This is a genomic window from Pigmentiphaga soli (assembly GCF_039541095.1).
Lineage (GTDB): Bacteria > Pseudomonadota > Gammaproteobacteria > Burkholderiales > Burkholderiaceae_B > Pigmentiphaga > Pigmentiphaga soli.
Window position 1 is genome coordinate 147,683 of the sequence record NZ_BAABFO010000011.1, and the last position, 23,915, is coordinate 171,597.

The window sequence follows — 23,915 nt, forward strand, 5'->3', positions numbered from 1 at the left end:
GGGCGAAATCATCAGCGTCGAATGGTGTTCGACGTCGCGGTGATCGGCGCCGGCGCCGCCGGCATGATGTGCGCGGCGACGGCGGGCGCGCGCGGCCGGCGGGTGGTGCTGATCGACCATGCCGGGCGCCTGGCCGAGAAGATCCGCATCTCGGGCGGCGGCCGCTGCAACTTCACCAACCGCGACGCCGGGCCGGCCAACTTCATTTCGGCCAATCCGCATTTCTGCCGTTCGGCGCTGGCGCGCTATACGCCGCAGGATTTCCTCGCGCTGCTGGCGCGCCACCGCATCGCGTGGCACGAGAAGCATCGCGGCCAGTTGTTCTGCGACGAATCCAGCGAGGCCATCATCCGCATGCTGCGCAGCGAGTGCGATGTCGCGGGCGTGGCCTGGCGCATGCCGTGCACGGTGGAATCTTTGGCGCGCGACGGTGCCGGCTTCGCGCTGCGGACCTCGGCCGGCCCGATCGCGGCGCAGCGCGTTGTGATCGCCACCGGCGGCATGCCGGTGCCGCAGATCGGCGCCACCGACTTCGGGCTGCGCATCGCGCGGCAGTTCGGGCTGGCGGTGGTCGAGCCGCGGCCGGCGCTGGTGCCGCTGACCTTCGATGCCGAGACCTGGCGCCCGTTCGCGCCGCTGGCCGGCGTCGCGCTCGAGGTCGACATCCGGACCGGGGAGGGGCGCCGGGCCGGCGCGTTCCGCGAAGACCTGCTGTTCACCCATCGCGGCCTGTCGGGGCCGGCGGTGCTGCAGATTTCCAGCTACTGGCGGCCGGGGCAGGACATCGAGATCGATCTCGCGCCCGGACGCGACCTGGCCGCCGAGCTGCTGGCAGCCAAGCGCGGCAGCCGGCAGCAGCTCGGCACCGCGCTGGGCGCGCTGCTGCCGCGGCGGCTGGCCGAACAGTGGCTGGCGGTGTGCGATGCGGCAGCCGCGGGCAGTGGGCCGAAGGCCGCGGCAAACCACGCGGCCCGGGCGCCGGACGCCGGCGCCGGCGCCGGCCTGGCCGCGCAGCGCCTGGCCGACCTTCCCGACCGGGTGCTGCGCGAGCTGGCGCAAGGCCTGCAACACTGGCGCCTGCGGCCTTCCGGCACCGCCGGCTACAAGAAGGCCGAGGTGATGCTCGGCGGCGTCGACACGCGCGGCCTGGACCAGCACGGCATGGAAGCGCAGGCCGTGCCGGGGCTACACTTCATCGGCGAAGTGGTCGACGTCACCGGCTGGCTCGGCGGCTATAACTTCCAGTGGGCGTGGGCCTCCGGCGTTGCCTGCGGTCAAAGGGTGTAGCCCACCCCCTTCGATTGCACCGATATACCCCTAGCCATCATCCGATTTCCCGAGAGCGCACCATGCACACACCCACCGACCTGAAATACGCGGCGACCCACGAATGGGTACGCACCGACGGCGACCTGCTGGTCGTCGGCATCACCGACACCGCGCAGGACGCGCTGGGCGACCTGGTCTTCGTCGGCGACGTGAAGGTCGGCGCCGTGCTGAAGGCCGGCGACCCGGCCGGCGTGGTGGAATCGGTCAAGACCGCCTCCGACATCCATGCGCCGGTGGACGGCGAGATCGTCGCCTTCAACGACGAGCTGTCGGCCGAACCCGAGAAGATCAACGCGGCGCCCTATGACGCCTGGATCTTCAAGCTCAAGCCGGTGCGGCTGGAAGACACCGCCGCGCTGCTGGACGCGGCCGGCTACGAGGCGGTGGCGGCGCAAGGCTGATGGGCGGTGCCAGCCATGGCCGCGCCAATTGGCAAAAAAACGGCCTCTCGCTAAAATGCTGCACATGCGTTATTGGCTGGCTCTTCTCGTCCTGGCTTTGGCGCCTACCCACTTCGTCTGGGCAGGCATGTTCCAGTGCAAGCAGAAGGCCGCCGAAACCGTCGTCCAGCACGATGCCGCCGGCGTGCAGCAGTTCGCCGCCGAACCGGCGCTGCGCGCGGCCGTCCAGGCCGATTCCGGCCTCGGCTTCACTCTCAACCGGCTCGGCCTGCCCACCTGGGAATTCTTCGACGACGAGCCGCTCGACATCGTCGAACAGGTTTCGGCGCCGGAGTGGAGCCACGTCAGCGTCGACGAGTTGTCGTGCCGCATCCCGGCCGACGACTCCACCGCGCTGCTGTCGGCATCCGGCGAGCAGCATGAGTTCGACTTTCCCCTGATCGCGCCGATGGTGCCGCCGGCACTGCGCGATGCCCCGTTTGCTGCTTTGCCGCAAACCCCTCCTCCCGCCCCCGTTTTCGAGACCGACAAGCCGCCCAGACGCGCGGCCTGACGCGTTCCCGCGCGGAAACACCGCGCAGCCGAAGCACGCGGCCACGGCCGCGGCGCCTTTCCTTCTTGACGTTTCCTACGCCAACCGTGGCGCCTTCCGGCGCGCGGCGGCTCCGGCTTTGCCGGTCCGCTTGCGCCGCCTCTCGAGGCGCGCGATGCGCCTAGGACTAGGCTCTACATGAAACCGATCACACTCGCCCTGGCGGTGTGGCTGGCCGTTGCCGCCTTTCCGGCGTCCGCGGCGCAGCCCTATACGCTCCAGCAATTGCTGGATCTAGCCGCCGCCACCAACAAAGGCGCGCAGGCGACCGCCGCCGGCGTCGACGCCGCGCGCGCCGGCATCGCCACCGCCCGCGCCTATCCCAATCCCGAGGTCGAATTCCTGACCGGCCGCGTGTCGGCGCGCCAGCCCGGCGCGGTTGCCGGGCCGACCCAGACGTATTCCGTCACCCAGCGCATCGACCTGCCGGGCCAGCGCCGGCTGCGCGGCGAGATCGCCGGCAAGACGCTGGATGCCGTATCGGCGGGCCAGCGCGCCTACATGTCGGACCTCGCCGCGCGCGTCAAGGAGGCCTATTACGACGCGCTGCGCCGCCAGGCCGAGTTCGAGGCGTCGGAGGAAGACCTGCGGCTCACGCAGCAGATCTACGAACGCGCGCTGGTGCGCGTGGACGCCGGCGACGCGCCGCGCTACGAACTGATCCGTGCCGAGGCGGAGTTGCTGAACGCGCAGAAGAACAGCCAGACGGCGATGCTGCGCGTGAGCCGCGCCAAGTCGGTGCTGCGCCAGCAGGTGGGCGACCGCTTGCCGGGCAACTATGCGCTGCACGGCACGCTGGCGCGCGCGCCGCACATTCCCGACCTGGCCCGGCTGCGCGAGGTGCTCGCCGCTACCAATCCGGAATTGGCCCGGCTGCGCGACGAAGTGGAACGGGCCGAACTGGCGGTCGACTACGAGCGTTCATTGCGGCTGCCTTCGGTGGCGCTGCGGCTGGCAGCCGAGCGCGAGCCCGACGCGCGCAACACCCGCCTCGGGGTGGTGCTGAGCGTGCCGCTGTGGGACCGCCGGCAGGGCCCGATCGACGAGGCCGCTGCCGGCGTGATCCGCATGCGCAGCCTGCTGGAGGCGCGCGAGTTCGAACTCCAGCAAGGGCTGGATTCGGCCTACCAGCAGTTCCAGATCGCGGCCGCCCAGGCCGAGGCCTTCGAGTCCGGCATCGTGCGCCAGGCCGAGGCCGCGCTGCGGGTGGCCGAGGCCGCCTACCGATTCGGCGAGCGGGGCATCATCGATTACCTCGATGCCCAGCGGGTCTTGCGCAACGCGCGCAATGAACTGATCGCCGCCCAATACGACCTTCAGCTGGCCGCCGTCGAGATCGAACGGCTGCTGGCCAACACGCCAGTAGGCCCATGATGACGACCATGCCCCGTACCTGCCTTTGCGCCGCGCTGCTCGCGCTGGCGATCCTCCTCGGCGCCTGCGGCGACAAGACGCCGTCGCCGGCCGAACAGGCCACCCGGTCCGACCCCAGCCTGGTCGAGGCCGACGCCGCCTTGCAGGCCCGTCTGAAGACCGAGGAGGCACGGCTCGAACCGTTCGGCGAGATCCTGCGCGTGGCCGGCCGCATCGATTTCGACCTGCAGCGCGTGGCCCGCATCGGCGCGCCGGTGACCGGCCGGGTCACCGACATCAACGCCCGCCTGGGCCAGCAGGTCAAGCCGGGCGACGTGCTGGCGCGCCTGCACAGCACCGAACTGGGCACGGCGCAGCTGGCCTACCTGAAGGCCTCGGCGCAGACCGAACTGCAGCGCAACAACCGCGAACGCGCGCGCCAGCTGTTCGCGGCCGACGTGATCGGCCGCGCCGAACTGCAGAAGCGCGAGAACGAGTACGCCGTCGCCGCCGCCGAGCTGCGCGCGGCGCGCGACCAGCTGAGCGTGCTGGGCATGCCGTCGGCGGCCATCGCCAAGCTGGCCCAGGACGGCGAAATCAGTTCGTTCTCGTCGGTGGTGTCGACCCTGCGCGGCTCGGTGGTCGAGTTCAAGGTGGCGCCGGGCCAGGTGGTGCAGCCGGCCGACGCGCTGTTCACCGTGGCCGACCTGTCGCGCGTGTGGGCCGTGGCCGAGGTGCCCGAGCAGCAGGCCGACCTGGTGGCCCAGGGCCAGACGGTCGATATCGAGGTGCCGGCGCTCGGCAACATGAAATTCTCCGGCGAGCTGATCTACGTGGGCCAGATCGTCGATCCGCAGACCCGGACGGTGCTGGTGCGCACCGCGCTGGACAACCCCGGCGGCCGCCTCAAGCCTGCCATGCTGGCGACCATGCTGATCGTCAGCCGGCCCACCGAGCGGGTGGTCATCCCGTCCTCGGCGGTGGTGCGCGCCGGCGACCAGGACCTGGTCTATGTCGAGAACGGCCCCGGCCAGTATCGCGCCGTGCCGGTGCAGTTGGGCCAGGGCTACAACGGCAAGGTGGCGGTGGATTCGGGCGTCAAGGCGGGCGACCGCGTGGTGGCCGAAGGCGCCTTCCATCTCAACAACCAGCGCACCGGCGCCGCCCAGGAGTAGGCCATGTTCGAGAACCTCGTCCGCGTCGCGCTGCGGCAGCGGCTCGTCATCGTCGTGCTGGCGGCGGTGGCGCTGGCCTTCGGCATCGATGCGATGCGCAAGCTGTCGGTCGATGCCTTCCCCGACGTGACCAACGTGCAGGTGCAGATCGCCACCGACGCCACCGGCCGTTCGCCCGAAGAGGTGGAACGCTTCATTACCGTGCCGATCGAGATCGCGATGACCGGCCTGCCGGGGCTGGAGGAAATGCGTTCGCTGAACAAGCCCGGGCTGTCGCTGATCACGCTGGTGTTCACCGATGCCACCGACGTCTATTTCGCCCGCCAGCTGGTGATGGAGCGGCTGATCGAGGTGGGCGGCCGCATGCCCGCCGGCGTGACGCCGGTGCTCGGTCCGGTCTCCACCGGCCTGGGCGAAATCTACCAGTACACGCTGGACCGTCCCGACGACGGCGACCGCGAGCTGACGCCGCAGGAGCTGACCGAACGCCGCATCGTGCAGGACTGGGTGGTGCGCCCCTTGCTGCGCTCGATCCCGCAGGTGGCCGAGATCAACTCGCAGGGCGGCTACGTCAAGCAGTACCAGGTGCTGATCAGCCCCGACCGCATGACCCACTACGGCGTGTCGGTCCAGCAGGTGTACGAGGCGCTGGCGCGCAACAACGCCAATTCGGGCGGCGGCATCCTGCCGCACTATGCCGAGCAGTACCTGATCCGCGGCGTGGGCCTGATCGAGAACCTGGACGACATCGGCAACATCGTGCTGTCGGAATCCGACGGCACGCCGGTCTACATCCGCGACGTGGCGCAGGTGACCATCGGCCACGAGGTGCGCTACGGCGCGGTGGTCAAGAACGGCGTGACCGAATCGGTGGGCGGCATCGTGATGATGATGCGCGGCGGCAACGCCAAGGAGGTGGTGTCGCGCGTGCAGCGGCGGGTGGCCGAGATCAACGAGCGCGGCATGCTGCCCGACGGGCTGCGGATCGTGCCCTACTACGACCGCAGCGAGCTGGTCGACGCCGCGCTGTGGACGGTGGCCAAGGTGCTGCTGGAGGGCGTGGCCTTCGTGGTGCTGGTGCTGTTCCTGTTCCTGGGCGACGTGCGTTCGTCGCTGATCGTGGTGGCCACGCTGGTGCTGACGCCGCTGCTCACCTTCTTCGCGATGAACCGGCTCGGCATCTCGGCCAACCTGATGTCGCTGGGCGGGCTGGCGGTGGCGATCGGCCTGATGGTGGACGGCTCGGTGGTGGTGGTGGAGAACGCCTTCGCCCACCTGGGCCGCGCCCGCGAGTCCGGCGAAAGCAAGGTCCGCGTCATCCTGAAAGCGGTGGCCGAGGTGGCCACGCCGGTGGTGTTCGGCATCGGCATCATCATCCTGGTGTTCTTGCCGCTGATGACGCTGCAGGGCATGGAAGGCAAGATGTTCGCGCCGCTGGCCTACACCATCGCCATCGCGCTGGCGATCTCGCTGGTGCTGTCGCTGACGCTGTCGCCGGTGCTGTCCTCCTATCTGCTCAAGGGCGGCGCCGAGCACGATACGCGACTGATCGGTTTCCTGAAGACGCGCTATCTGAAGATGCTCGACGCGGTGCTGCGCAACGGCAGGAAGACCGTGATCGCGGCGGTGCTGGCCTTCGCCGCCTCGCTGGCGCTGCTGCCGCTGCTGGGCACCTCCTTCATTCCCGAGATGAAGGAGGGTTCGGTCGTGCCGGGCATCAACCGGGTGCCCAACATCTCGCTGGAAGAATCGATCGCGCTCGAAAAGCAGGCCATGCGGCTGGTGATGGAGGTGCCAGGCGTGAAGTCGGCGGTGTCGGGCGTGGGCCGCGGCGAAAGCCCGGCCGACCCGCAGGCGCAAAACGAATCGACACCCATCGTGAGCCTGAAGCCGCGCGACCAGTGGCCCGAGGGCTGGACGCAGGACGACATCGCCGAGGCAATGCAGAAGAAGCTGGCCGCGATCCCGAGCGCCCAGGTGGTGATGGCGCAGCCGATTTCCGACCGCGTGGACGAGATGGTGACCGGCGTGCGCTCCGACGTGGCGGTCAAGGTGTTCGGCGAAGACCTGGACCGGCTGCTGCAGAAGGCCAACGAGGTGGCGCGGGTGGCCGGCGGCATCGCCGGCGCGCGCGACATCCGGGTCGAGCGGGTAAGCGGCCAGCAGTACCTGTCGATCAATATCGACCGCCAGGCCATCGCGCGCTACGGCCTGAACGTGTCGGACGTGCACGACGTGATCGAAGTGGCGATCGCCGGCAAGACCGCCACCGAGATCTTCGAAGGCGAGCGGCGCTTCTCGGCCGCGGTGCGGCTGCCCGAGGAATTCCGCGACGACGTGTCGGCGATCCGGCAACTGCTGCTGACCACGCCGCGCGGCGTGCGGGTGCCGCTGGAAAGCCTGGCCACGATCGAGGTGCGCGACGGGCCGGCGCAGATCAGCCGCGAGGGCGGCAAGCGGCGCGTGGTGGTGGCCATCAACGTGCAGGGCCGCGACCTGGGCGGCTTCGTGGCTGAACTGCAGCAGGCGGTGCAGGAGAAGGTGTCGCTGCCGACCGGGTACTACCTGGAATGGGGCGGGCAGTTCCAGAACATGCAGCGCGCGCTGGGCCACTTGATGATCATCGTGCCCGTCACGGTGGCGGCGATCTTCTTCCTGTTGTTCCTGCTGTTCAACTCGGTGCGCTACGCGACCCTGATCATCACGGTGCTGCCGTTCGCGTCGATCGGCGGCATCGTCGGGCTGTTCGTCAGCGGGGAATACCTGTCGGTGCCGGCCTCCGTCGGCTTCATCGCGCTGTGGGGCATCGCGGTGCTCAACGGGGTGGTGATGGTGTCCTACATCCGCAGCCTGCGGCGCGAAGGGATGCCGCTGGCCGAAGCGGTGGTGGAGGGCGCCAGGATGCGCTTCCGGCCGGTGATGATGACGGCCACGGTGGCGATGCTGGGCCTGATCCCGTTCCTGTTCGCCACCGGTCCGGGGTCGGAAGTGCAGCGGCCGCTGGCGGTGGTGGTGATCGGCGGGCTGATCAGCTGCACCTTGCTGACGCTGCTGGTGCTGCCCACTTTGTATCGCTGGTTCGACGAAGAACCGGCCGAAGCCTAGGAGGATGCCATGAAAGAGATCAAGGCGATCATCCAGCCGTTCCGGCTGGACGAGGTCCGCGAAGCGCTGCGCAAGGTGCCGGGGTTTCCGGGGATGACCGTGACCCGGGTCGAGGGCTGCAGTTCGCCCCAGCGACACGTGCCGCACGGGATCAAGGAAGAGCTTCTGGATTTCTCGCCCAAAGTGCGGATCGAGATCGTGGCCGAGGACGCCCATGCGGAAGGACTGCGCAAGGCGATCCTGGAAGCTGCGGCCACCCAGCATGTGGGGGACGGCATCGTCTGGATGACGGCGGCGGAGGCTTTCGAGTACGTGTGGAAGCCGGGGGATTGACATCCGCCGGCCCCGCCTCCGGTCTTACGCCGGGACGGGGCGGGTGCTGCCGGTCAGGCCGCTTCGTCGACGATCGTGTGGCGCAGCACGCCGATGCGCGAGATGTCGACTTCGATCGTGTCGCCCGGCTTCATCCACAGCTGCGGCTTGCGCGAATAGCCGACGCCTTCGGGCGTGCCGGTGGCGATCACGTCGCCCGGTTCGAGCGGGGTGATGGTCGACAGGTAGTTGATCAGGGTGGGGATGTCCCAGATCAGCTTGTCGACGGTGGAGTGCTGCACCCGCTGGCCGTTCAGGCGCGTTTCGAGCGTGAGCTCGCGCGGGTCGCCCACTTCGTCGGCGGTCACGATCCAGGGGCCGAAGCCGCCGGTGGCGTGGAAGTTCTTGCCGACGATCAGGCAGTGCTCGAACTGGTAGTTGCGCACGCTGGCGTCGTTGAAGCAGGCGTAGCCGGCGATGTGGTCGAGCGCGTCTTCGGGCTTGATGTGGCGGCCGTGCTTGCCGATCACCAGCAGCAGTTCGCCTTCGAAGTCGAAGTTGTCCGATACCTTGGGGCGGACCAGCTGGCCTTCGTGGCCGACCAGGGTGTTGGTGAGGCGGATGAAGATGCTGGGATGGCCGCGCGGCTTGTCGCCCAGCTCGGCCACGTGGTCCATGTAGTTGCGGCCCACGCACAGGATCTTGCCGGGGACGGGGATGGGTGGCAGCAGCGTCACGTCGGCCAGGGCGTGCGAGGCCGGGCGGTCCTTGGCGCGGGCAGCGGCTTCGGCCAGCAGGTTGCGCTCGATCAGGCCGCGCACGCCGCCGACGTCGGGCCAGTCGGCGCCCAGGTCGACGATGCCGTCGTCGCGGGCGACGCCGAAGGAAGGGGCGCCGCCGCGGCGCGGTTGGAACGTGACGAGCTTCATGCAATGCCTCCTGGAGTCTGGGTAGTCAGTCGATTCCTGCGTTTGCGAACTGTACTACTTTGCGCCACTTGGCGATTTCGGACTTGCTGAATTCGGCGAACTGTTCCGGCGTGCCGTGGACGACGCTGAAGCCGAGCTCGCCGTAGCGTTTCCTGACCTCGTCGGTTTCGAGCGCGCGGTTGATGTCTCGGTTCAGGCGGGCGACGATGTCCTTGGGCGTGGCGGCCGGAACGTACACGCCGTACCAGGCCTCCACCTCGTAGCCTGGCAGGCCGGATTCGGCCACGGTCGGGATGTCGGCGTAGCCGGGGGCGCGGCGCGGAGTGGTGACGGCCAGGGCCTTGAGCTTGCCGGACTTGGCGTGCGGCAGGCCTTCGACGCCGCCGAACATCAGGTCGACGTCGCCGGCCAGCAGGGCGTTGTAGGCCGGGCCGCCGCCGTTGTAGGGGATGTGCGTCATGCGGGTGCCGGCCATCATGTTGAACAGGGCGCCGGCCAGGTGCACGGAGGTGCCGTTGCCGGACGAGCCGTAGTTGAGCTTGCCGGGATGGGCCTTGGCGTAGGCGATCAGCTCGGCCACGGAATTGACCGGCAAAGACGGGTTCACGAACAGGATCAGCGGCGATTCGGTCAGCTGGGCGACGGGGGCGAAGTCTTTCTCGGTGTCGTACGGCAGCTTCTTGTACAGGGTGGCATTGATGGCGTGGGCCGGCGATACCACCAGGTAGGCATAGCCGTCGGGCGCGGCCTGGGCCGCCATGGCGGTGCCGATGGTGGAGCCGGCGCCGCCGCGGTTCTCGATCACCACCGACTGCCCCCACAGCTTGCTCAGCGCCTGGCCCAGTATGCGGGCGTTGGTGTCGACCGCGCCGCCCGGCGGGTAGCCGACGATGCTGCGCACCGGGCGGTTGGGGTAGTCCTGCGCGGCGGCGGCGCCGCAGGCCAGCGACAGCAGGACGGCCACGGCGGCGGCGCCGCGGGCGAACATTGCTTGCTTTTTCATTTCTCCATCCTCCTCGTGATGTCGTGGGCGCGGCTCTGGCGGCCGCTGCATTGGGCTCCCCCTACGCGCTTCGCGCGCCCCCCCCGGGGGGGCGACGCTGGCGGACCGGCGAAGCCGGATCCGCGGCGTCCTCGGTCAGACTGCCGCACGGCGGGCGATCTCGCGCTCTAGCGTGACCGGCACGCCGGCGTAGTCGTCGAAGTGGGGGCCGACCGGGCGGCCGCTCAGGCTGCGCATCCAGGCGCGCGTCTTGCAGCGCTTGAGCCGGGGGTCGGGATAGTCTTCGAACGCGGTGCGCGCGTGCAGGGTGGTGTAGTTGTTGATGAGCTGGATGTCGCCGCGCTCCAGCGTCATGTCGAGCCTGAGCGCGGGGTCGGCCGCCAGCGCGTCGAGCGCGTCGAGGGCTTCTTTTTCCAATTCGGTGAACGGCGCGCCGTTGAGCATCGCGGTGGCCATGGTGTTGCGCGAGTAGCGGCACGACAGCACGCCGTCGCGCAGGTCGAAGATCGGCACGCGCTTGAGGCTGGAGTCGCCGCCTTCTTCCACGTTCATGTAGTACAGGCCTTCGGTGAGCGGCACCAGCAGCTCTGGGCGGCGGCGCAGCAGTTCGTTGTAGGCCGTGACCGCGCTCGAAATGCTGCTGCTGCCGCCGCGCATGGCCTTGCGCACGCATAGCAGGCCGACGATGTCGGCGCGGTCGGTATGGAATTTCAGGTCGGCGTTGGTCTGGTAGCCGCGCACGCGCTTTTCGCCGATCTTCTTGCCGGTGTCGATCACGTCGCACAGCAGGTCGCCGTAGGAGTTCTGGCTGAGCGGCGTGCCGAGCAGGTTGGCGATGATCCAGTAGCAGGCCTTGAGCATGCCGTCGTCCAGGCCGGGGTCGAGGCCGTTGAGCAGCACGAAGCCGCGGCCCAGCATCACCTCGCGCTCGATGGCGGCCAGCTGCGCAGCGGCGGCGGGGAAGGCGGCGCGGTCCACCGGGCTGGCGGTGATCGAGGCCAGCGAGGCGCGATCGGTGCGGGCGGCCCCGCCCGCCAGTTCGGCGGCCGCCTCGGGCGCCAGCCTCACGCGCCAGGCGGGCGAATCGGCGACGTCGGCGGCGCGCCAGGCCGACGGGTGGTCGATGGGGGCGAACGTTGAGGCGGTCATGATGCGGATACCTCGGCAATGGAGGGTGCGGGGGGCAGGCCGATGCAGGCGTCGGCCACGTTCTTCAGGCGTCCGGGCAGCGGGATGCCCAGCACTTCCTCGGCATGGCGCGAGACGGCCACCAGGCGGGCCAGGTCGACGCCGGTGGCGATGCCCAGCCGGTGGCACAGGTAGACCAGGTCTTCGGTGCTGACGTTGCCGGAGGCGCGCACGCTGCCGCCGAAGGGACAGCCGCCCAGCCCGCCCAGGCTGGCGTCGAAGAGGTCGACGCCGGCGGCCAGGCCGGCATAGGCATTGGCCAGGCCCAGGCCGCGCGTGTCGTGCAGGTGCAGGCAGATGCGCACGCCGGGCCAGGCCGCGCGCACCGCGTCCACATAGGCGCCGACCTGGACGGGGTCGGCCCAGCCCATGGTGTCGGCCAGGGTCAGGTATTCGATTTCCAGGCCATGCTTGCGCGCGCAGCCGCGCAGGTCGGCCACGACCTCGAGCAGACGGGAGAGCGAGCCGGGTCCTTCGTAGTTGCAGCCGAAGGCGGCCGACACGGCGGCGCGCGGCACCGGGATCGACAGTTCGCGGCACCAGGCCACCACGTCGTCGAGCTGGCGCAGCGCCTGTTCGTAGCCGATGTTCTGGTTGCGCTGGATGAAGGCGCGCGAGGCCGACAGCGTGAGCGAGCCCAACAGCTCGAGCCGGCCGGCGTGGCGGGCGGCGCGCTCCAGGCCGCGCCGGTTGAACCACAGGGCCGAATACGACACGCCGTCGACCGGCTCCAGCCGGCTCGCCACCTCTTCGGCGTCGGCCCAGCCCGGCACGCGGTCGGGACGCACGAAGGAGGCGGCGGCGATCTGCTTCAGGCCGGTGGCGGAGAGCCGGCGGATGATGTCCAGCTTGACCTCGGTCGGCACCACCATCGGCAGCGACTGGAAGCCCTCGCGCACGCCTTCTTCGAAGATGTCGACGCGGGCCGGGAAGCGCGTGGCGTTCACTGGCGGGCCTCCTGTCGCTGCGGCCGGGCGGGCGCGTTCATCGCACCACCTGCGCGGCCCGCAGTTCGGCGATCTCGGCGGCCTCCAGGCCGAGCGAGGCGAGGATTTCGTCGGTGTGCTGGCCGGCCGCGGGCGGCTGGCGGCGCAGCGGCGGGGCCTTGCCGTCGATCTCCAGCGGCAGGCTGGGGAAAGGAACGGTGCGGCCGTCCGGCATCACGGTGCGCAGCATGCGGTCGTTGGCGCGCAACTGCGGATCGTCGAACAGCTCGCCCGGCCGGCGCACGGGCGAGAACGGCACGCCGATGCGTTCCAGGATCCCGCACAGTTCTTCGATCGGGCGCGCGGCGATCGCCGCCGCCACCTGCGGCCGCAGCGTGTCGCGGTGGCGCACGCGCTCTTCGTTGGCGGCGTAGCGCGGGTCGGCCAGCAAGTCTTCGCGTCCGAAGTGCCGGCAGAAGGCTTCCCAGTGGCGGTCGGAAGTAATGCCGACGAACAGCGGCGTGCCGTCGGCGGTGGGGAAGGTTTCGTAGATGGCCCACGCGCTGTCGCGCGCCGGCATGGGCGGCGCCGGCACGCCGGTGACGGCCTCGCCCGCCATATGCTGGGCCACCAGGAAGGCCGACGACTCATACAGCGAACTGGTGACGCGGCGGCCCACGCCGTCGGCGTCGCGCTGGCGCAGCGCGGCCAGGATCGCCACCGCGCCCATCACGCCGCCCATGATGTCGACCACCGAGGCGCCGGCCCGCAGCGGCTGGCCCGGGGGGCCGGTCATATAGGCCAGGCCCGTCATGTACTGCACGATCTCGTCCAGCGCCGGCCGGTGTTCGTAGGGGCCCGGCAGGAAACCCTTCAGCGCGCAGAACACCAGCCGCGGGTTGAGCGCGTGCAGCGTTTCCCAGTCGAGCCCGAGGCGATCCAGCGTGCCGGGGGCGAAGTTCTCGACCAGCACGTCGGCGCGGGCGATCAGCCGGCGCGCCAGCGCCATCCCGCGTTCGGACTTCAGGTCCAGACAGAGGCTCCGCTTGTTGCGGTTGAAGTAGGAGAAGAAGCCGCTGGCGAAGCCGCGCAGCCGGCGCGTGCGGTCGCCGCCGGGCGCCGGCTCGACGCGGATCACCTCGGCCCCCAGGTCGGCCAGCACCAGGCCGCAACAGGGCCCCATGACGGTGTGCGCCATTTCCAGCACGACCAGGCCGGACAGCGGCAGACGGTTCGGAATCGGCGGTACGGAGGACTCGGCGGTAGGCATGGCGATGGGTTGTGGCGGCACCGTGACGACGTTGGCGGCCAGTTTATCACGAACTGGATCCAGTTGTGGACCTTTAATTGGGCCTTGATTTGGATGCTAAAGAGCACCAGGGGTGCCATAATGAGCGCACCCCCGTCTTATGCTTATGGAGAACCGGCGTGGACCAAGCCGACGCGATCGACCCGAACCGGGATTTCACCGCCGCCCTGATCCGCTTCGGCGATGCCTTGCGCGATGCCCCGCTGCCGGCCGAAGCCGTCCGGCGCGCCACCGACGCGATCACCGATTCGGTCGGCTGCATGCTGCTGGGCGCCCGCCAGCCGCTGGAGGCGCCGCTGCGCACCGCCTTGTTCGGCGCGGCCGCCACCGGCCATGACGTGGCGGCCCGGCTGGCGCCGGCCGCGCTGGCCCGTGCCGATACCGACGCGCAGGGCGCGGCCGCGCTGTACCTGGGCACGCTCGCCCATGCGGTGGATTTCGACGACATCAGCCATCCGGCCTACTGCCATCCCACGGCGCTGCTGCTGCCGCCGCTGCTGGCGCGCGCCAGCGCGCTGCAGGCCGGCGGCGCGGCGCTGCTGCGGGCCTACGTGGTCGGCCTGGAAGTGCTGGGCCAGCTGGGCCGCCGGCTGAACCTGGCGCACTACGAGGCCGGCTGGCACGCCACCGCCACGCTGGGCACGCTGGCCGCCACCGCCGCCGTGTGCTGGCTGGAGGGACTGCCCGGCCCGGCCACGCGCCAGGCCATCGGCATCGCCGCCTCGATGGCGGGCGGGGTGCGGCAGAACTTCGGCACCATGACCAAGCCGCTGCATGCCGGCCTGCCGGGCCGCTCGGCCATCCTGGCGGCGCGGCTGGCGGCCGCCGGCCTGACCAGCGCCGACGATGCGCTGGAGGGCCGCCACGGCTTCTTCAAGGTGCTCGGCGGCGCCGGCGCCGCGGGCGGCCGCGCCAAGCCCTGGGGCGAGCCGCTGGAAATCCTCACCGACACCGGCATCGCGCTCAAGGCCTATCCGTGCTGCGCGGCCACCCATCCGGCCATCGACGCCGCGCGCGCGGTGCGCCGCAGGCTCGCGGATTACAATCCCGCTGCGGTCCGGCGGGTGCGGGTGGGCGCGTCGAAATTCGCGCTGCAGCCCTTGATCCATGACCGCCCCGCCACGCCGCTGGAGGGCAAGTTCAGCATGCGCTATTGCATCGCCGCCGCTTTATTGGACGACACCGTCAACATGGACAGCTTTCTCGACGACCGGATCCGGCGCCCGCAGGCGGCGGCGCTGATGGACCGCATCGGCGTCGAAGTGGACCCGCGCGTGGCCGACGACCGCGAGTTCGCCGCCATCGTCGATGTGGAGATGGATGACGGCCGCCTCGAGTCGGCCCGTGTCGACGTGGCCAGCGGCAAGCCTGGCAATTGGCTCGATGCGGCCACGTTGCAGGCCAAGTTCGCCGGTTGCGCCGGCCCGGCTGCGCCGGCGGGGCTGTTCGCCCTGTGCCGCGAAGTCGATGGGCAGGCGCCCGTCGCGCGCTTGCAGGAATCGCTCGCGGCCGCGATCGGCGCGGCCGTGCACGAGGCGGGGAACCGATGACCCGCGCCAGCCGTTCCGGGAAAGCCGCCGCGGCCGTCGAAAAGCCGGCCGGCAGCGCGCCGCCAGCCAAGTCCGACCGCGGCTTCTTCATCCACAAGGTGTACGAAACGCTGCGCGGCGACATCCTGGCCCAGCGCGTGCGGCCCGGCGTCAAGCTGATTCCCGAACACATCGCCGGCACGCTGAACGTGTCGCGCACGCCGGTGCGGCATGCGCTCGAGCGGCTGTGCCAGGAAGGGTATGTGACCCGCATTCCGGCGCGAGGCTACTTCGTGGCCGAGATGGACGCCACCGAGGCCAGCGATCTGTACGACGTGCGCTACGGGCTGGAAATCCGCGCGCTGGAGACGGCGCTCGAACGTGGCGTCGATGCCGACGGCATCGAGTCGCTGATGCGGCTCAACACCGAATACCAGCGCCTGCTGGACGACCAGAGCGTGGTCAACCGTTCCCGCATCGACCAGGAATTCCACCTGGCGCTGGCCGGCCTGTCCGGCAACGCGCTGCTGGTGCGGATGCTGGGCGACATCTACGATCGGCTCAATTTCCGCCGCCGCAACGACGGCTACTGGTTCTGGGCCGACCGCGGCGCGCGCGGCCACGACGGTTCGTCGGAACACCGCCGCATCATCCAGGCTTTGCAGAAGGGCGACGGCGCCGCCGCGCTGGCCGCGCTGCGCGAGCACCTGGGCAACGCGCACCGGAACTACCGGCATTTCCTGGCGACGGTGGCCGCCGACGCGGGGCGGCCGGACAGCCTGGCAGCGGGCGATCCGGTTCGCCGCTAGGCCGGGCGGGCGGCATCGGCCGATTGCGCCGGGCCCGCGCCCGCATGCGTCAGCGCGGCGTGGATGATCTGCCGAAAGCTTTCCGCCGCTACCGACATGGACCCGCCCGCGCGCGTGATGATGCCGATCTCGCGCGTGATGGGCGGGCTCGCGACCTCGCGGGCGAGGATGCCGGCGCCGACGACGACCGGCAGACAGGTCGAATTCACGATGGCCACGCCGAGCCCGGTTTCGATGAAGGATTTGAGGCTGCTGAGCTGCTGGACCTCGCATAGCGTGTTGGTCCGGACATCGCTCTTGACGAACGCTTCTTCCACCAGCTGCTGCCAGCGGGTGCGCCGGCTCTGCACGATCATCGGCTCGTCCGCGAGCTCGGCCACGGCGACTTTCTTGCGCTGCGCAAGCCAATGCCCGCGGCGGAAGACGACGAAGGCCTTTTCGACGGCCAGGGGCTCGAAATCGAGCTCGGGATAGCGGGTGAGGCGCCCGCCGACGCCGAAATCGGCCTGCATGCGCACGACGTGTCCCGCAACGTCGAGATCGATGCCGTCGTAGAGATGAAGCGATACGCCGGGAAACATCCTGCGGAATTTCGGGATCGAATCCCTGACCAGCGTGGCCGACACCGAGGGCAGCGCCGACACGACGACCTGGCCGGCCTGCAGATTGCCTTTGTCCCGGGTGTCGCCGATGAAAGAATCGAAGCTGCGCACCAGGTACTTCGCGGTGGCGAAGAACGATTCGCCTGATTCGGTCAGCGTTACGCTGCGGGTATTGCGATCGAGCAGCCGTGTCGCCAGCGTTTCCTCCAGCTGTCTGATGGAGGCCGTCAGGGCTGGCTGGGAGATGTGCAAGGCGGCGCTGGCCTTGGTAAAGCTGCGCCATTCGGCGACCGCGATGAAGGCGCGGATCTGGCGGAACTTTACGTCGGGATACATGCAATACTCCTGCCGCGCCGGGTGGCCACGGCACAGTATTGCATGGCCATCGCCGTCCCATGGCGGCCCGACGGCCGCCGGCGTCAATCCACCATGATGTGGTTGGCCTGCACGATTTTCCCATATTGCCGCAGTTGCTCGTGCCAGAACGCGTCGAACTGGCCGGGGGAGGAGCTGCGGCTGTCGACCCCGAGCCTGGCCAGGTTCGCCACGACCTCCGGGTCGGCGGCCACCTTGGATATCTCGGCGGCGAGTCGCTCGACGATAGGCTTCGGCGTCCGGGCCGGCGCATATACGCCCATCCAGAATTGCAGCTCGAACCCGGGCAGCGTTTCCTTCATCAAGGGCACGTCCGGCAACTCGGGCGACTTCTGGTTGCCGAGCAGGCCGATGGCGCGGACCTTGCCGCTGCGGATATTGGGAATCTGCAGCGGCAGGCTGTCGAACATCAATGAAATGCGGCCGCCGAACAGGTCGGGCAGGACGGCAGCGTTGCCGCGGTACGGAACATGGACGATGTCCACCTTGGCGAGGGACTTGAAGTACTCGCCGGCGAGGTGCGTGATGGTTCCATATCCCGATGAGCCATAGGAGTATTTGCCAGGATTGGCCCGCAGCAGCGCGAGAAACTCCGGCAGGTCGCGGACGGGGACTTGCGGATTGATGACCGCCACCAGCGGAGACGTCGCGAACAGCGAGACCGGAGCGAAGTCCTTGACGGGGTCGTAGGGCAGGTTCTTGTAGACGAGCGCGTTGATCACCGCCGCCGAGGTCGACGAAAAGATGAGCGTATAGCCATCGGCGGGCGACCTCGCCACGTAGCCGGTGGCCAGCGTGCCGCCGGCGCCGCCCTGGTTCTCCACCACCACCGGCTGGCCGAGGGCCGCCCCCAGCTTGGCGGCCAGGATGCGCGCCACCGCATCGACCCCGCCGCCCACCGCGAGCGGTACCACCAGCCTGACCGGGCGCGTGGGCCAGGATTCGGCCCATGCCTGCGAAGCCATGCCGAAGAACAGACAAACAACCGCGGCAAGCATGCGCGGCGTCTTGCGATGAAGATCCATGACAGTTCCTTGTTCAGTGCGAATGTCTTCCGCCGGCGCGGAGGGCCTTGTCTCTTCCTCCCGCGTTCCGGGTGGACCGCCGCGCCGGCCTATGCCGGTCTCTTGGCGATGTAGACCTGGCCGCCTTCCTGCTTCACGGCGTATGTCTGCAAGCCTCGATAGCCATGCAGCTCCCGGCCATCCTGTTCGAGGTCGAATCGCCAGGCGTGCAAGGGGCAGGTGACGACCGTTCCCTGCACCTCGGCCAGGTGCATCGGACCGAAGGCATGCGGGCACAGCGCGTCGAACGCGAATATCCTGTTGTCGAGGATCGCCACGACGAATCGGCGCCGCTGGCGTTCGACGATCGGGCATCCGGCGCCGAAATCTTCGCTGGCGCCCAGGTGGATCCATTCGCTTTCCGTGGTGGATGCTTCCATGGCGGCCCTCACGAATAGACGGAATGGTGCACGAAGGCCCGCACGTCGCTGCGCTCCAGGCGCAGCGCCTCCCATCGCGGACGCAGCATTTCCACCGCCGCATCGACGTCGTTCGCCAGCCGCAGCTGCTTGAACGGATCCTCGTACGCAATGCCCAGCGCCATGGCGAGCAGTTCGAGGTAGTGGTGCACCTTGGGCCCTGCGCCGAGTTCGAGGTGGCAGTTCTGCCTGAAGCAGGAATGGTACGGGACCACCAGCATGTCGGCGGCGGCGCGTTTCGCATCGTCGAGCAGGCGGGCCGTCTGTTCCGGCGGCATCCGGTTGCGCGGATTGCAATCCTTGCCCTGGCCGTGGGCGTGCACGGATTCGATCAGTTCGAGTCCGGGAATGGCGGAAAGAATCGCGCGGATGTTGCCTTCGTCCTGCCGGCGCGCCTCGTTGTAGTCGTGGTAATGGAGGATCGCCCGGCGTGGCACGGGTTTCATCATCGGGCGCAGCCGGTCGAGCAGTCCGGCGAACAGGCGCGACACATTGCCGTGGTCGAGCTCGAGCGAGGCCGGGCGGTGCTCGGCAAAGCGTTCGTCGCAGCTCGGGCATATGGAGAGCACCGTGGCCGCGCTGGCCTTGCGCAGGGCGTTCAACGTGATGACGGCGCTTTTCTTTTCCAGCTTCTTGTCCTGGAATACATGATGGTATCCCCCGCAACAGTGCTCGGGGCCGCCTACGATCGGACAGGGAAGATCCAGCCTGTGAAGGACGGCCTGCGCGATGTAGGGGATGTGCGGGGTGAGATGCGCCATGCACGACAGGTGGAGGTAGAACGGCCGCGCGATGCCATCGTCGGGAATCTCGGTGAACCAGGTCAGCTCCGGCGGCGACAGCATCGCCGACATCGCGCGGACGTTCTCGAACACGAAGGTGTAGGTTTTCGGACGATGGATCTGCATGTTGCACGCTTCCTTCAAGGCCGCGACGGAGGAACCAGCGCGATGGCTTCCACTTCCAGCTTCGCTTCCGTATCGACCAGCTGGGAGACTTCCACCAGCGTGGAGGCGGGGCGATGGTCGCCGAACATTTCCCGGCGGACGGCCCAAATCCTTTCCTTGTCGCGGATATCGGTCAGGAAGAAATTGATTTTCACGATATCGCGCAGGGACGCTCCCTGGGTGCGAAGAATCGCCGCCATCGCATCGAGAATGTGCCGGGTCTGGACCTCGACGTCGCCGACGCCCACCAGCTTGCGGTCGGCGTCCCAGGCCAGGGTCCCGGATATGAAGATCTGCTGGCCGGCCCTGATGGCCAAGGCGGTGGGGCTGCCGAACCGGGGCGGGTCCGGCAAGCCCTCGACCACGATTTCCTGCATGCTTGAATCCGCGCGTTCCGGGGCCATCGATTGCTCCTTCTGGAGATGACCCGGTGCAGTGTAGAGAGCCGCGGGGACGAGGGTCCAATATCGGAATTTGATAGATGGCCGGCCGACGGCGCCCATTTATCCGCGGCGATTATCGACGGGCGCGGGCTGCGCCTTAGTCATGCCGCGCCGGCCTAGCGGCACATCCGGTACGGCCCCATGTCGACGTGGAAATGCGTGGCATGCAGCGCGTTGTATTCCGGCCCCAGCGTGGCATTGAACGACTTGCACGCGCCGTCGTGCACCTGGCGCAGGAACTGCCCGGCCTTGCCGCCGTCGTTCCAGTCGCCCGTTACCGTGATGCGGCGCCCGCCCGCCAGCACGAAACCGGTAATGTCCAGCGCGTTGGCATGCGCATGCTGGCTGAGCGAGCCGCTGGCGGCGTGGTTGACGTTGCGGCAGGCATAACTGCCGACGTGGTCGATGCGCGCGACCGGCTCGCCGTAGAAAGCCTGCGCGGCGGGCTGCAGGTACTGCGCGTCGAACAGCGCCACGCCCAGCGCCAGCGGACAGCTGGCCAGGAAGCTGCTGCCGAAGCGGGTGTCCAGCCGCTCGACCCGCACGGCGCCGTGCAGCTCGCAGCCCGGGCCGGCGCTCTGGTCCGGCACCGGGTGGTAGGTCATGCCGGACAAGTCGAGCGCGGCGCGGCACAACTGCGGGTCGTGCGTGGCGCGCCATAGCTTCCAGCCCGTCAGCGGGCCGGGCGGCTGGCGCACGTCGAGCGGCGTCCACGGGTTCCAGCGATCGGGCAGCATGATCCGGCCGCTGCGCACGCCGTAGGCGAACAGGGCGGCCGCGGCCGCAAGCGCCAGCAGCGTGAATGCGGCGATGCGGCCCGGCGCGTTCATCGCCTGGCGCCGTTGCGGCCATGCTGCGTCGCGGCCGCCAGGCGCGCGCGGCCCGGCCGGACGAGGCGCCGCGGCTTCATGAGAAAGACGCCCCGCCGCCTTCGCGTTCGAGGCAGTCGGCGTACACGATGCGGTCCGCTTCGGAGAAGCAGCAGAACACGACCGACTCCAGCGACGGCGCGGCCGGCAGCGCCTGCATGACGGCCCGCACCGCCACCGTCGCCGCCGCCTCGACGGGATAGCCGTAGACCCCGGTCGAGATGCTGGGGAAGGCGATGCCGCGCAGCGACCGTTCGCCGGCGATTCGCAGCGCGTTGCGATAGCAGCTGGCGAGCAATTCCGGCTCGCCGGCGCCGCCGCCGCGCCACACCGGCCCTACCGTGTGGATCACGAAACGCGCCGGCAGCCTGTAGCCGCGCGTGAGCCGGGCCTCGCCGGTGGGGCAGCCGCCCAGTCCGCGGCACTCGCGCAGCAGTTCGGGGCCGGCCGCGCGGTGGATCGCGCCGTCGACCCCGCCGCCGCCCAGCAAGGACGGATTGGCGGCATTGACGATGGCGTCGATGTCGAGCGTCGTGATGTCGGCGCGGATGACTTGCAAGCGGTTCACTGGCGTACTCCTGTCGCTGTGCGATGTCTTGCCTGACAAGGTCGCGCCGCCGCAGGCGGGCGCGCTTACAGATCTTCCTCCGTGGGAGCCGGCGCCTGGTGGCTGCCTTGCCCCGGCGGCGCCACGGGCATCGGCTCGGCCGTGCCGTCGTCCATCGCGGCGATGGCCTGCGCCACCGCCTCGCCCAGCCGCCGCAAGTCGTCGGGCTCGATCCAGCGGCCCAGTCCGCCGCGGCCGTAGGTGGTTTCCAGCGTGAGCGCATCGACGGCGTCCTGCTGCGATGCCCACCACCAGCGCTCGGGGAAATAGTGCTCCAGGAACGATTGACCGCCTTCGCGCACCGGCCATATCGGGCCATCGTAATAGGCGTCGACCAGTTCGGCAAAGCGGGCCTGCCGCTGCCACAGCGCGCGCTGGGCGTCGGTGTAGGCGGCCGGATCGCTGCCGAAATGCGGCACGAAGAACGCCGGTTTGTCGGGTTCGGCGTTGGACGAGTGCAGATTCAGCGCCAGCGCGAAACGCGCGCCCGCCCGCAGCAGCGGCTGGATGCCGGCCTGCATCAGCGCCAGGTCCTCGGGCGGGGGCGCCGGCTCGCCGGGCAGCGGCGTGCCGTCGGAGGCGAAGGTCCAGCTGTCTTCCAGGTTTTGGCTGGCGGCGTTGGTGCGGTAGTTGCCGAGCGCCACGCCGTCCACGTTATGGATCGGCACGATCTCGAACACATAGCGCGCGCGCAGCGAACGGCCCAGGCCGTCGTCGGCCAGCACACGCTTCATCAGCCCTTCCAGCAGAAAGGACGACGCGGTTTCGCCGGGGTGGCTGCGTGCCTGTATCCACACGTAGCGGCGGTCCGGCATGATATTCGCCGCGGCCGGCGGATCGCCGATCGTCAGCAGCCGGATAGGCTGCCCGGTGGCCGGTCCCGTGGCCAGCGTGCGTTCGGTCAGGTAGGGGCTGCCGCGCACCGTGTCGAGGAAGGCGTCGAGCTCGCGCGCGGTGTAGGGAAAAAAGCGGGCGATCCATACCCGCGGCTGGGCGAAGGCCTTGCGCACCACCAGCCGGCATTGCCCGGGCCGCGAGCGGGGGCAGGATTGCCAGTCGACTTCTGACGCGTCGAAATGCCGCCAGTGAACGCGGTCGTACGAATAGACCGGCATGGCCGGGTAGGACGAACCGAAGCCCGACAGCCGGAGCGTCAGCGGCCGGCCGGTCGGGATACGGTTCAGCCCGAAGTAGAACCAGGTGCGGAACGAGGCCGGCAGCGATGGGTCATTGTTGTCGTTGCGCAGCCGCAGGTCCCAGGTGGCATCGTCGACCGCCTCGATCGTGCCGAGGCTGCCGGACTCGAAGCCGGTATCGAACACGCCGGGCGGAGACGGCGGCGGAACGCTGGCGCACGCCGCCAGCAGCGCGAATGCGGCCAGCAGCGCGGGCAGCCGGAAAAACCGGGGCATCGAGGGTCGTTGCGTGATCTGGATGCATCATTGTGCCAGAGCGCAACCGTGCCGCCTCACTGCATGGCGGCGTCAAGTATGTCCATGTATTGCATCGCGTCCGGTTGAAAAGGATTGGTTGCATGAGAGTGGTCGGCCAGCGCGCCTCGGACTGCGCCAGGCAGCATGTCGCGCGTCACGCCCAGATCCTTCAGGCTGGAGGGAATGCCCAGCCTGCCGTTCAGCGCCTCGATGGCGGCGGGCAAATCGGTATCCGTGGCCAGGTGCATGGCGGCCAGCAGCCGCGGGTATTTGTCTCCGGCATAGGCCGCGTTGGCCCGCAGTACCGAAGGCAGAAGGATGGCGTTCAGCGTTCCATGGTGCAGGACGGGGTTCTTGATCGCCCCCAGCGCATGCGACAGCGAATGCACCGCTCCCAGTCCTTTCTGAAAGCAGAGTCCTCCCATCAGCGATGCGGTCATCATTTCCTGCCGTGTCCGCAGATCGCTGCCGTTGCGCACGGCGCTCTCTATATTGCGGTAGGCCCGGCCCGCACCGTCCAGCGCGATTGCGTCCGCTACCGGATTGTCGCGCGGCGACAGGAAGGTTTCGATGCAGTGGGCCAAGGCGTCCATGCCAGTGGCGGCGGTCAGGCGCGGCGGCAGCGACAGTGTCAGCTCGGGGTCGCAGAGGGCGTACTTTGGAATCAGATGCTGGCTGATCAGCCCCAGCTTTCGGCCGTCCCGCAATGTGATCAACGCTCCCCGGCCGACTTCGCTGCCGGTCCCGGCCGTGGTGGGAAGGGCGACCACCGGCGCTACGTCGGCGCGGATGTGGCGCAGTCCGTCCATGATCAGCGCATAGCGGGATAGCGGAGGCTGGTGCGTGGCCAGCAGGGCGACGGCCTTGGACAGATCGATGGGCGATCCTCCGCCGACCGCCACGACGCCGTCGCAGCGGCGGTCGCGGAACAGGGCAGTGGCCGATTCGACGGCGTGCTCGGTGGGATTCTGAGGGGTGTCGTCGAACAGCGCATGCCCGGCGCCGAGCGCGGACTGTATGCGCTCGAAGGCGGCGGTGTGGCGAACGCCCTTGTCGGTCACGAGCAGCGGCCGGTGGACCCCCAGCTTGCCAAGCGTGTCGGGCAGCATGGCCACACAGCCTGGCGCGAGGATGATATTGGTCAGGTACTGGATCGGAATCATGAAGGCTCCGGTGTCTGGCCATGGCCGGCCAGC

The 23,915-nt window shown here is 69.2% G+C and carries 23 protein-coding genes; 9 read left to right on the plus strand and 14 right to left on the minus strand.

Features of this window, described 5'->3' with window-relative positions:
- Positions 1-21: 21 nt before the first annotated feature.
- The 7 genes from ABD927_RS13195 to ABD927_RS13225 all read left to right on the plus strand — a co-directional run bounded on the left by ABD927_RS13195 (position 22) and on the right by ABD927_RS13225 (position 8,288).
- On the plus strand, positions 22-1,287 hold the full coding sequence (locus tag ABD927_RS13195; protein WP_345250124.1) for a BaiN/RdsA family NAD(P)/FAD-dependent oxidoreductase: 1,266 nt from the start codon (positions 22-24) through the stop codon (positions 1,285-1,287).
- Between the two features lie 62 nt (positions 1,288-1,349).
- Positions 1,350-1,730, plus strand: coding sequence for a glycine cleavage system protein GcvH (gcvH, locus tag ABD927_RS13200; RefSeq protein WP_345250126.1), 381 nt, complete (start codon positions 1,350-1,352; stop codon positions 1,728-1,730).
- Between the two features lie 64 nt (positions 1,731-1,794).
- Positions 1,795-2,283: a hypothetical protein gene (locus ABD927_RS13205; RefSeq protein WP_345250128.1), complete on the plus strand. Its 489-nt coding sequence runs from the start codon at positions 1,795-1,797 to the stop codon at positions 2,281-2,283.
- 177 nt (positions 2,284-2,460) lie between these two features.
- Positions 2,461-3,696, plus strand: coding sequence for a TolC family protein (locus ABD927_RS13210; RefSeq protein WP_345250130.1), 1,236 nt, complete (start codon positions 2,461-2,463; stop codon positions 3,694-3,696).
- A gap of 8 nt (positions 3,697-3,704) precedes the next feature.
- Positions 3,705-4,850 (plus strand): efflux RND transporter periplasmic adaptor subunit, encoded by a 1,146-nt coding sequence (locus ABD927_RS13215; protein WP_345250132.1) that lies wholly within the window; start codon positions 3,705-3,707, stop codon positions 4,848-4,850.
- Between the two features lie 3 nt (positions 4,851-4,853).
- Complete coding sequence (locus tag ABD927_RS13220) at positions 4,854-7,955, plus strand: efflux RND transporter permease subunit (protein WP_345250134.1); 3,102 nt, start codon at positions 4,854-4,856, stop codon at positions 7,953-7,955.
- Between the two features lie 9 nt (positions 7,956-7,964).
- Positions 7,965-8,288: a P-II family nitrogen regulator gene (locus tag ABD927_RS13225; protein ID WP_345250136.1), complete on the plus strand. Its 324-nt coding sequence runs from the start codon at positions 7,965-7,967 to the stop codon at positions 8,286-8,288.
- 53 nt (positions 8,289-8,341) lie between these two features.
- Here the strand turns inward: ABD927_RS13225 and ABD927_RS13230 are convergent, their stop codons facing one another.
- The 5 genes from ABD927_RS13230 to ABD927_RS13250 all read right to left on the minus strand — a co-directional run bounded on the left by ABD927_RS13230 (position 8,342) and on the right by ABD927_RS13250 (position 13,583).
- On the minus strand, positions 8,342-9,196 hold the full coding sequence (locus tag ABD927_RS13230) for a fumarylacetoacetate hydrolase family protein (RefSeq protein ID WP_345250138.1): 855 nt from the start codon (positions 9,194-9,196) through the stop codon (positions 8,342-8,344).
- Positions 9,197-9,221: 25 nt separating this feature from the next.
- Positions 9,222-10,199: a Bug family tripartite tricarboxylate transporter substrate binding protein gene (locus ABD927_RS13235; RefSeq protein ID WP_345250140.1), complete on the minus strand. Its 978-nt coding sequence runs from the start codon at positions 10,197-10,199 to the stop codon at positions 9,222-9,224.
- Between the two features lie 135 nt (positions 10,200-10,334).
- The gene (locus ABD927_RS13240) at positions 10,335-11,348 is read right to left on the minus strand and encodes a TauD/TfdA family dioxygenase (RefSeq protein ID WP_345250142.1); all 1,014 of its coding nucleotides are present in this window, start codon (positions 11,346-11,348) and stop codon (positions 10,335-10,337) included.
- Positions 11,345-12,334 (minus strand): hydroxymethylglutaryl-CoA lyase, encoded by a 990-nt coding sequence (locus ABD927_RS13245; protein WP_345250144.1) that lies wholly within the window; start codon positions 12,332-12,334, stop codon positions 11,345-11,347. Before ABD927_RS13245 ends, ABD927_RS13240 begins: the two co-directional genes overlap by 4 nt.
- A 37-nt stretch (positions 12,335-12,371) precedes the next feature.
- Positions 12,372-13,583: a CaiB/BaiF CoA transferase family protein gene (locus tag ABD927_RS13250; protein WP_345250146.1), complete on the minus strand. Its 1,212-nt coding sequence runs from the start codon at positions 13,581-13,583 to the stop codon at positions 12,372-12,374.
- Positions 13,584-13,741: 158 nt separating this feature from the next.
- Between ABD927_RS13250 and ABD927_RS13255 the strand changes: the two genes are divergently transcribed.
- Together ABD927_RS13255 and ABD927_RS13260 are read left to right on the plus strand one after the other, a co-directional pair.
- Positions 13,742-15,172 carry an MmgE/PrpD family protein gene (locus tag ABD927_RS13255; protein ID WP_345250148.1) on the plus strand — a complete coding sequence of 477 codons (1,431 nt, stop codon included), beginning with the start codon at positions 13,742-13,744 and terminating at the stop codon, positions 15,170-15,172.
- Positions 15,169-15,960 carry a GntR family transcriptional regulator gene (locus ABD927_RS13260; protein WP_345250150.1) on the plus strand — a complete coding sequence of 264 codons (792 nt, stop codon included), beginning with the start codon at positions 15,169-15,171 and terminating at the stop codon, positions 15,958-15,960. Before ABD927_RS13255 ends, ABD927_RS13260 begins: the two co-directional genes overlap by 4 nt.
- Here ABD927_RS13260 and ABD927_RS13265 read toward each other — a convergent pair.
- From ABD927_RS13265 to ABD927_RS13305, 9 genes are all read right to left on the minus strand, one after another.
- Complete coding sequence (locus ABD927_RS13265; protein WP_345250152.1) at positions 15,957-16,898, minus strand: LysR family transcriptional regulator; 942 nt, start codon at positions 16,896-16,898, stop codon at positions 15,957-15,959. The genes ABD927_RS13260 and ABD927_RS13265 overlap by 4 nt on opposite strands.
- An 83-nt stretch (positions 16,899-16,981) precedes the next feature.
- Positions 16,982-17,962, minus strand: coding sequence for a Bug family tripartite tricarboxylate transporter substrate binding protein (locus ABD927_RS13270; RefSeq protein WP_345250155.1), 981 nt, complete (start codon positions 17,960-17,962; stop codon positions 16,982-16,984).
- An 89-nt stretch (positions 17,963-18,051) separates the two neighbouring features.
- Positions 18,052-18,381 carry a Rieske (2Fe-2S) protein gene (locus tag ABD927_RS13275; RefSeq protein WP_345250157.1) on the minus strand — a complete coding sequence of 110 codons (330 nt, stop codon included), beginning with the start codon at positions 18,379-18,381 and terminating at the stop codon, positions 18,052-18,054.
- Between the two features lie 8 nt (positions 18,382-18,389).
- On the minus strand, positions 18,390-19,328 hold the full coding sequence (locus tag ABD927_RS13280) for a heterodisulfide reductase-related iron-sulfur binding cluster (RefSeq protein WP_345250159.1): 939 nt from the start codon (positions 19,326-19,328) through the stop codon (positions 18,390-18,392).
- 14 nt (positions 19,329-19,342) lie between these two features.
- Positions 19,343-19,744: a RidA family protein gene (locus ABD927_RS13285; protein WP_345250162.1), complete on the minus strand. Its 402-nt coding sequence runs from the start codon at positions 19,742-19,744 to the stop codon at positions 19,343-19,345.
- A gap of 182 nt (positions 19,745-19,926) precedes the next feature.
- The gene (locus ABD927_RS13290; RefSeq protein ID WP_345250164.1) at positions 19,927-20,640 is read right to left on the minus strand and encodes an extensin-like domain-containing protein; all 714 of its coding nucleotides are present in this window, start codon (positions 20,638-20,640) and stop codon (positions 19,927-19,929) included.
- A 76-nt stretch (positions 20,641-20,716) separates the two neighbouring features.
- A complete protein-coding gene (locus ABD927_RS13295; RefSeq protein WP_345250166.1) occupies positions 20,717-21,247 on the minus strand; it encodes an O-acetyl-ADP-ribose deacetylase in 531 nt (176 codons plus the stop codon).
- 65 nt (positions 21,248-21,312) lie between these two features.
- On the minus strand, positions 21,313-22,698 hold the full coding sequence (locus tag ABD927_RS13300) for a M14-type cytosolic carboxypeptidase (RefSeq protein ID WP_345250168.1): 1,386 nt from the start codon (positions 22,696-22,698) through the stop codon (positions 21,313-21,315).
- A 56-nt stretch (positions 22,699-22,754) separates the two neighbouring features.
- Positions 22,755-23,882 carry an iron-containing alcohol dehydrogenase gene (locus ABD927_RS13305; RefSeq protein WP_345250170.1) on the minus strand — a complete coding sequence of 376 codons (1,128 nt, stop codon included), beginning with the start codon at positions 23,880-23,882 and terminating at the stop codon, positions 22,755-22,757.
- Positions 23,883-23,915 lie beyond the last annotated feature (33 nt).

Coding starts and splice junctions, on each gene's coding strand:
- ABD927_RS13260 (WP_345250150.1), top strand. CDS start 15,169: ATGACCCGCGCCAGCCGTTCCGGGAAAGCCGCCGCGGCCGTCGAAAAG.
- ABD927_RS13195 (WP_345250124.1), top strand. CDS start 22: ATGGTGTTCGACGTCGCGGTGATCGGCGCCGGCGCCGCCGGCATGATG.
- ABD927_RS13270 (WP_345250155.1), bottom strand. CDS start 17,962: ATGGATCTTCATCGCAAGACGCCGCGCATGCTTGCCGCGGTTGTTTGT.
- ABD927_RS13215 (WP_345250132.1), top strand. CDS start 3,705: ATGCCCCGTACCTGCCTTTGCGCCGCGCTGCTCGCGCTGGCGATCCTC.
- ABD927_RS13265 (WP_345250152.1), bottom strand. CDS start 16,898: ATGTATCCCGACGTAAAGTTCCGCCAGATCCGCGCCTTCATCGCGGTC.
- ABD927_RS13240 (WP_345250142.1), bottom strand. CDS start 11,348: ATGACCGCCTCAACGTTCGCCCCCATCGACCACCCGTCGGCCTGGCGC.
- ABD927_RS13220 (WP_345250134.1), top strand. CDS start 4,854: ATGTTCGAGAACCTCGTCCGCGTCGCGCTGCGGCAGCGGCTCGTCATC.
- ABD927_RS13280 (WP_345250159.1), bottom strand. CDS start 19,328: ATGCAGATCCATCGTCCGAAAACCTACACCTTCGTGTTCGAGAACGTC.
- ABD927_RS13290 (WP_345250164.1), bottom strand. CDS start 20,640: ATGAACGCGCCGGGCCGCATCGCCGCATTCACGCTGCTGGCGCTTGCG.
- ABD927_RS13205 (WP_345250128.1), top strand. CDS start 1,795: ATGCGTTATTGGCTGGCTCTTCTCGTCCTGGCTTTGGCGCCTACCCAC.
- ABD927_RS13285 (WP_345250162.1), bottom strand. CDS start 19,744: ATGCAGGAAATCGTGGTCGAGGGCTTGCCGGACCCGCCCCGGTTCGGC.
- ABD927_RS13250 (WP_345250146.1), bottom strand. CDS start 13,583: ATGCCTACCGCCGAGTCCTCCGTACCGCCGATTCCGAACCGTCTGCCG.
- ABD927_RS13275 (WP_345250157.1), bottom strand. CDS start 18,381: ATGGAAGCATCCACCACGGAAAGCGAATGGATCCACCTGGGCGCCAGC.
- ABD927_RS13305 (WP_345250170.1), bottom strand. CDS start 23,882: ATGATTCCGATCCAGTACCTGACCAATATCATCCTCGCGCCAGGCTGT.
- ABD927_RS13235 (WP_345250140.1), bottom strand. CDS start 10,199: ATGAAAAAGCAAGCAATGTTCGCCCGCGGCGCCGCCGCCGTGGCCGTC.
- ABD927_RS13300 (WP_345250168.1), bottom strand. CDS start 22,698: ATGCCCCGGTTTTTCCGGCTGCCCGCGCTGCTGGCCGCATTCGCGCTG.
- ABD927_RS13230 (WP_345250138.1), bottom strand. CDS start 9,196: ATGAAGCTCGTCACGTTCCAACCGCGCCGCGGCGGCGCCCCTTCCTTC.
- gcvH (WP_345250126.1), top strand. CDS start 1,350: ATGCACACACCCACCGACCTGAAATACGCGGCGACCCACGAATGGGTA.
- ABD927_RS13225 (WP_345250136.1), top strand. CDS start 7,965: ATGAAAGAGATCAAGGCGATCATCCAGCCGTTCCGGCTGGACGAGGTC.
- ABD927_RS13210 (WP_345250130.1), top strand. CDS start 2,461: ATGAAACCGATCACACTCGCCCTGGCGGTGTGGCTGGCCGTTGCCGCC.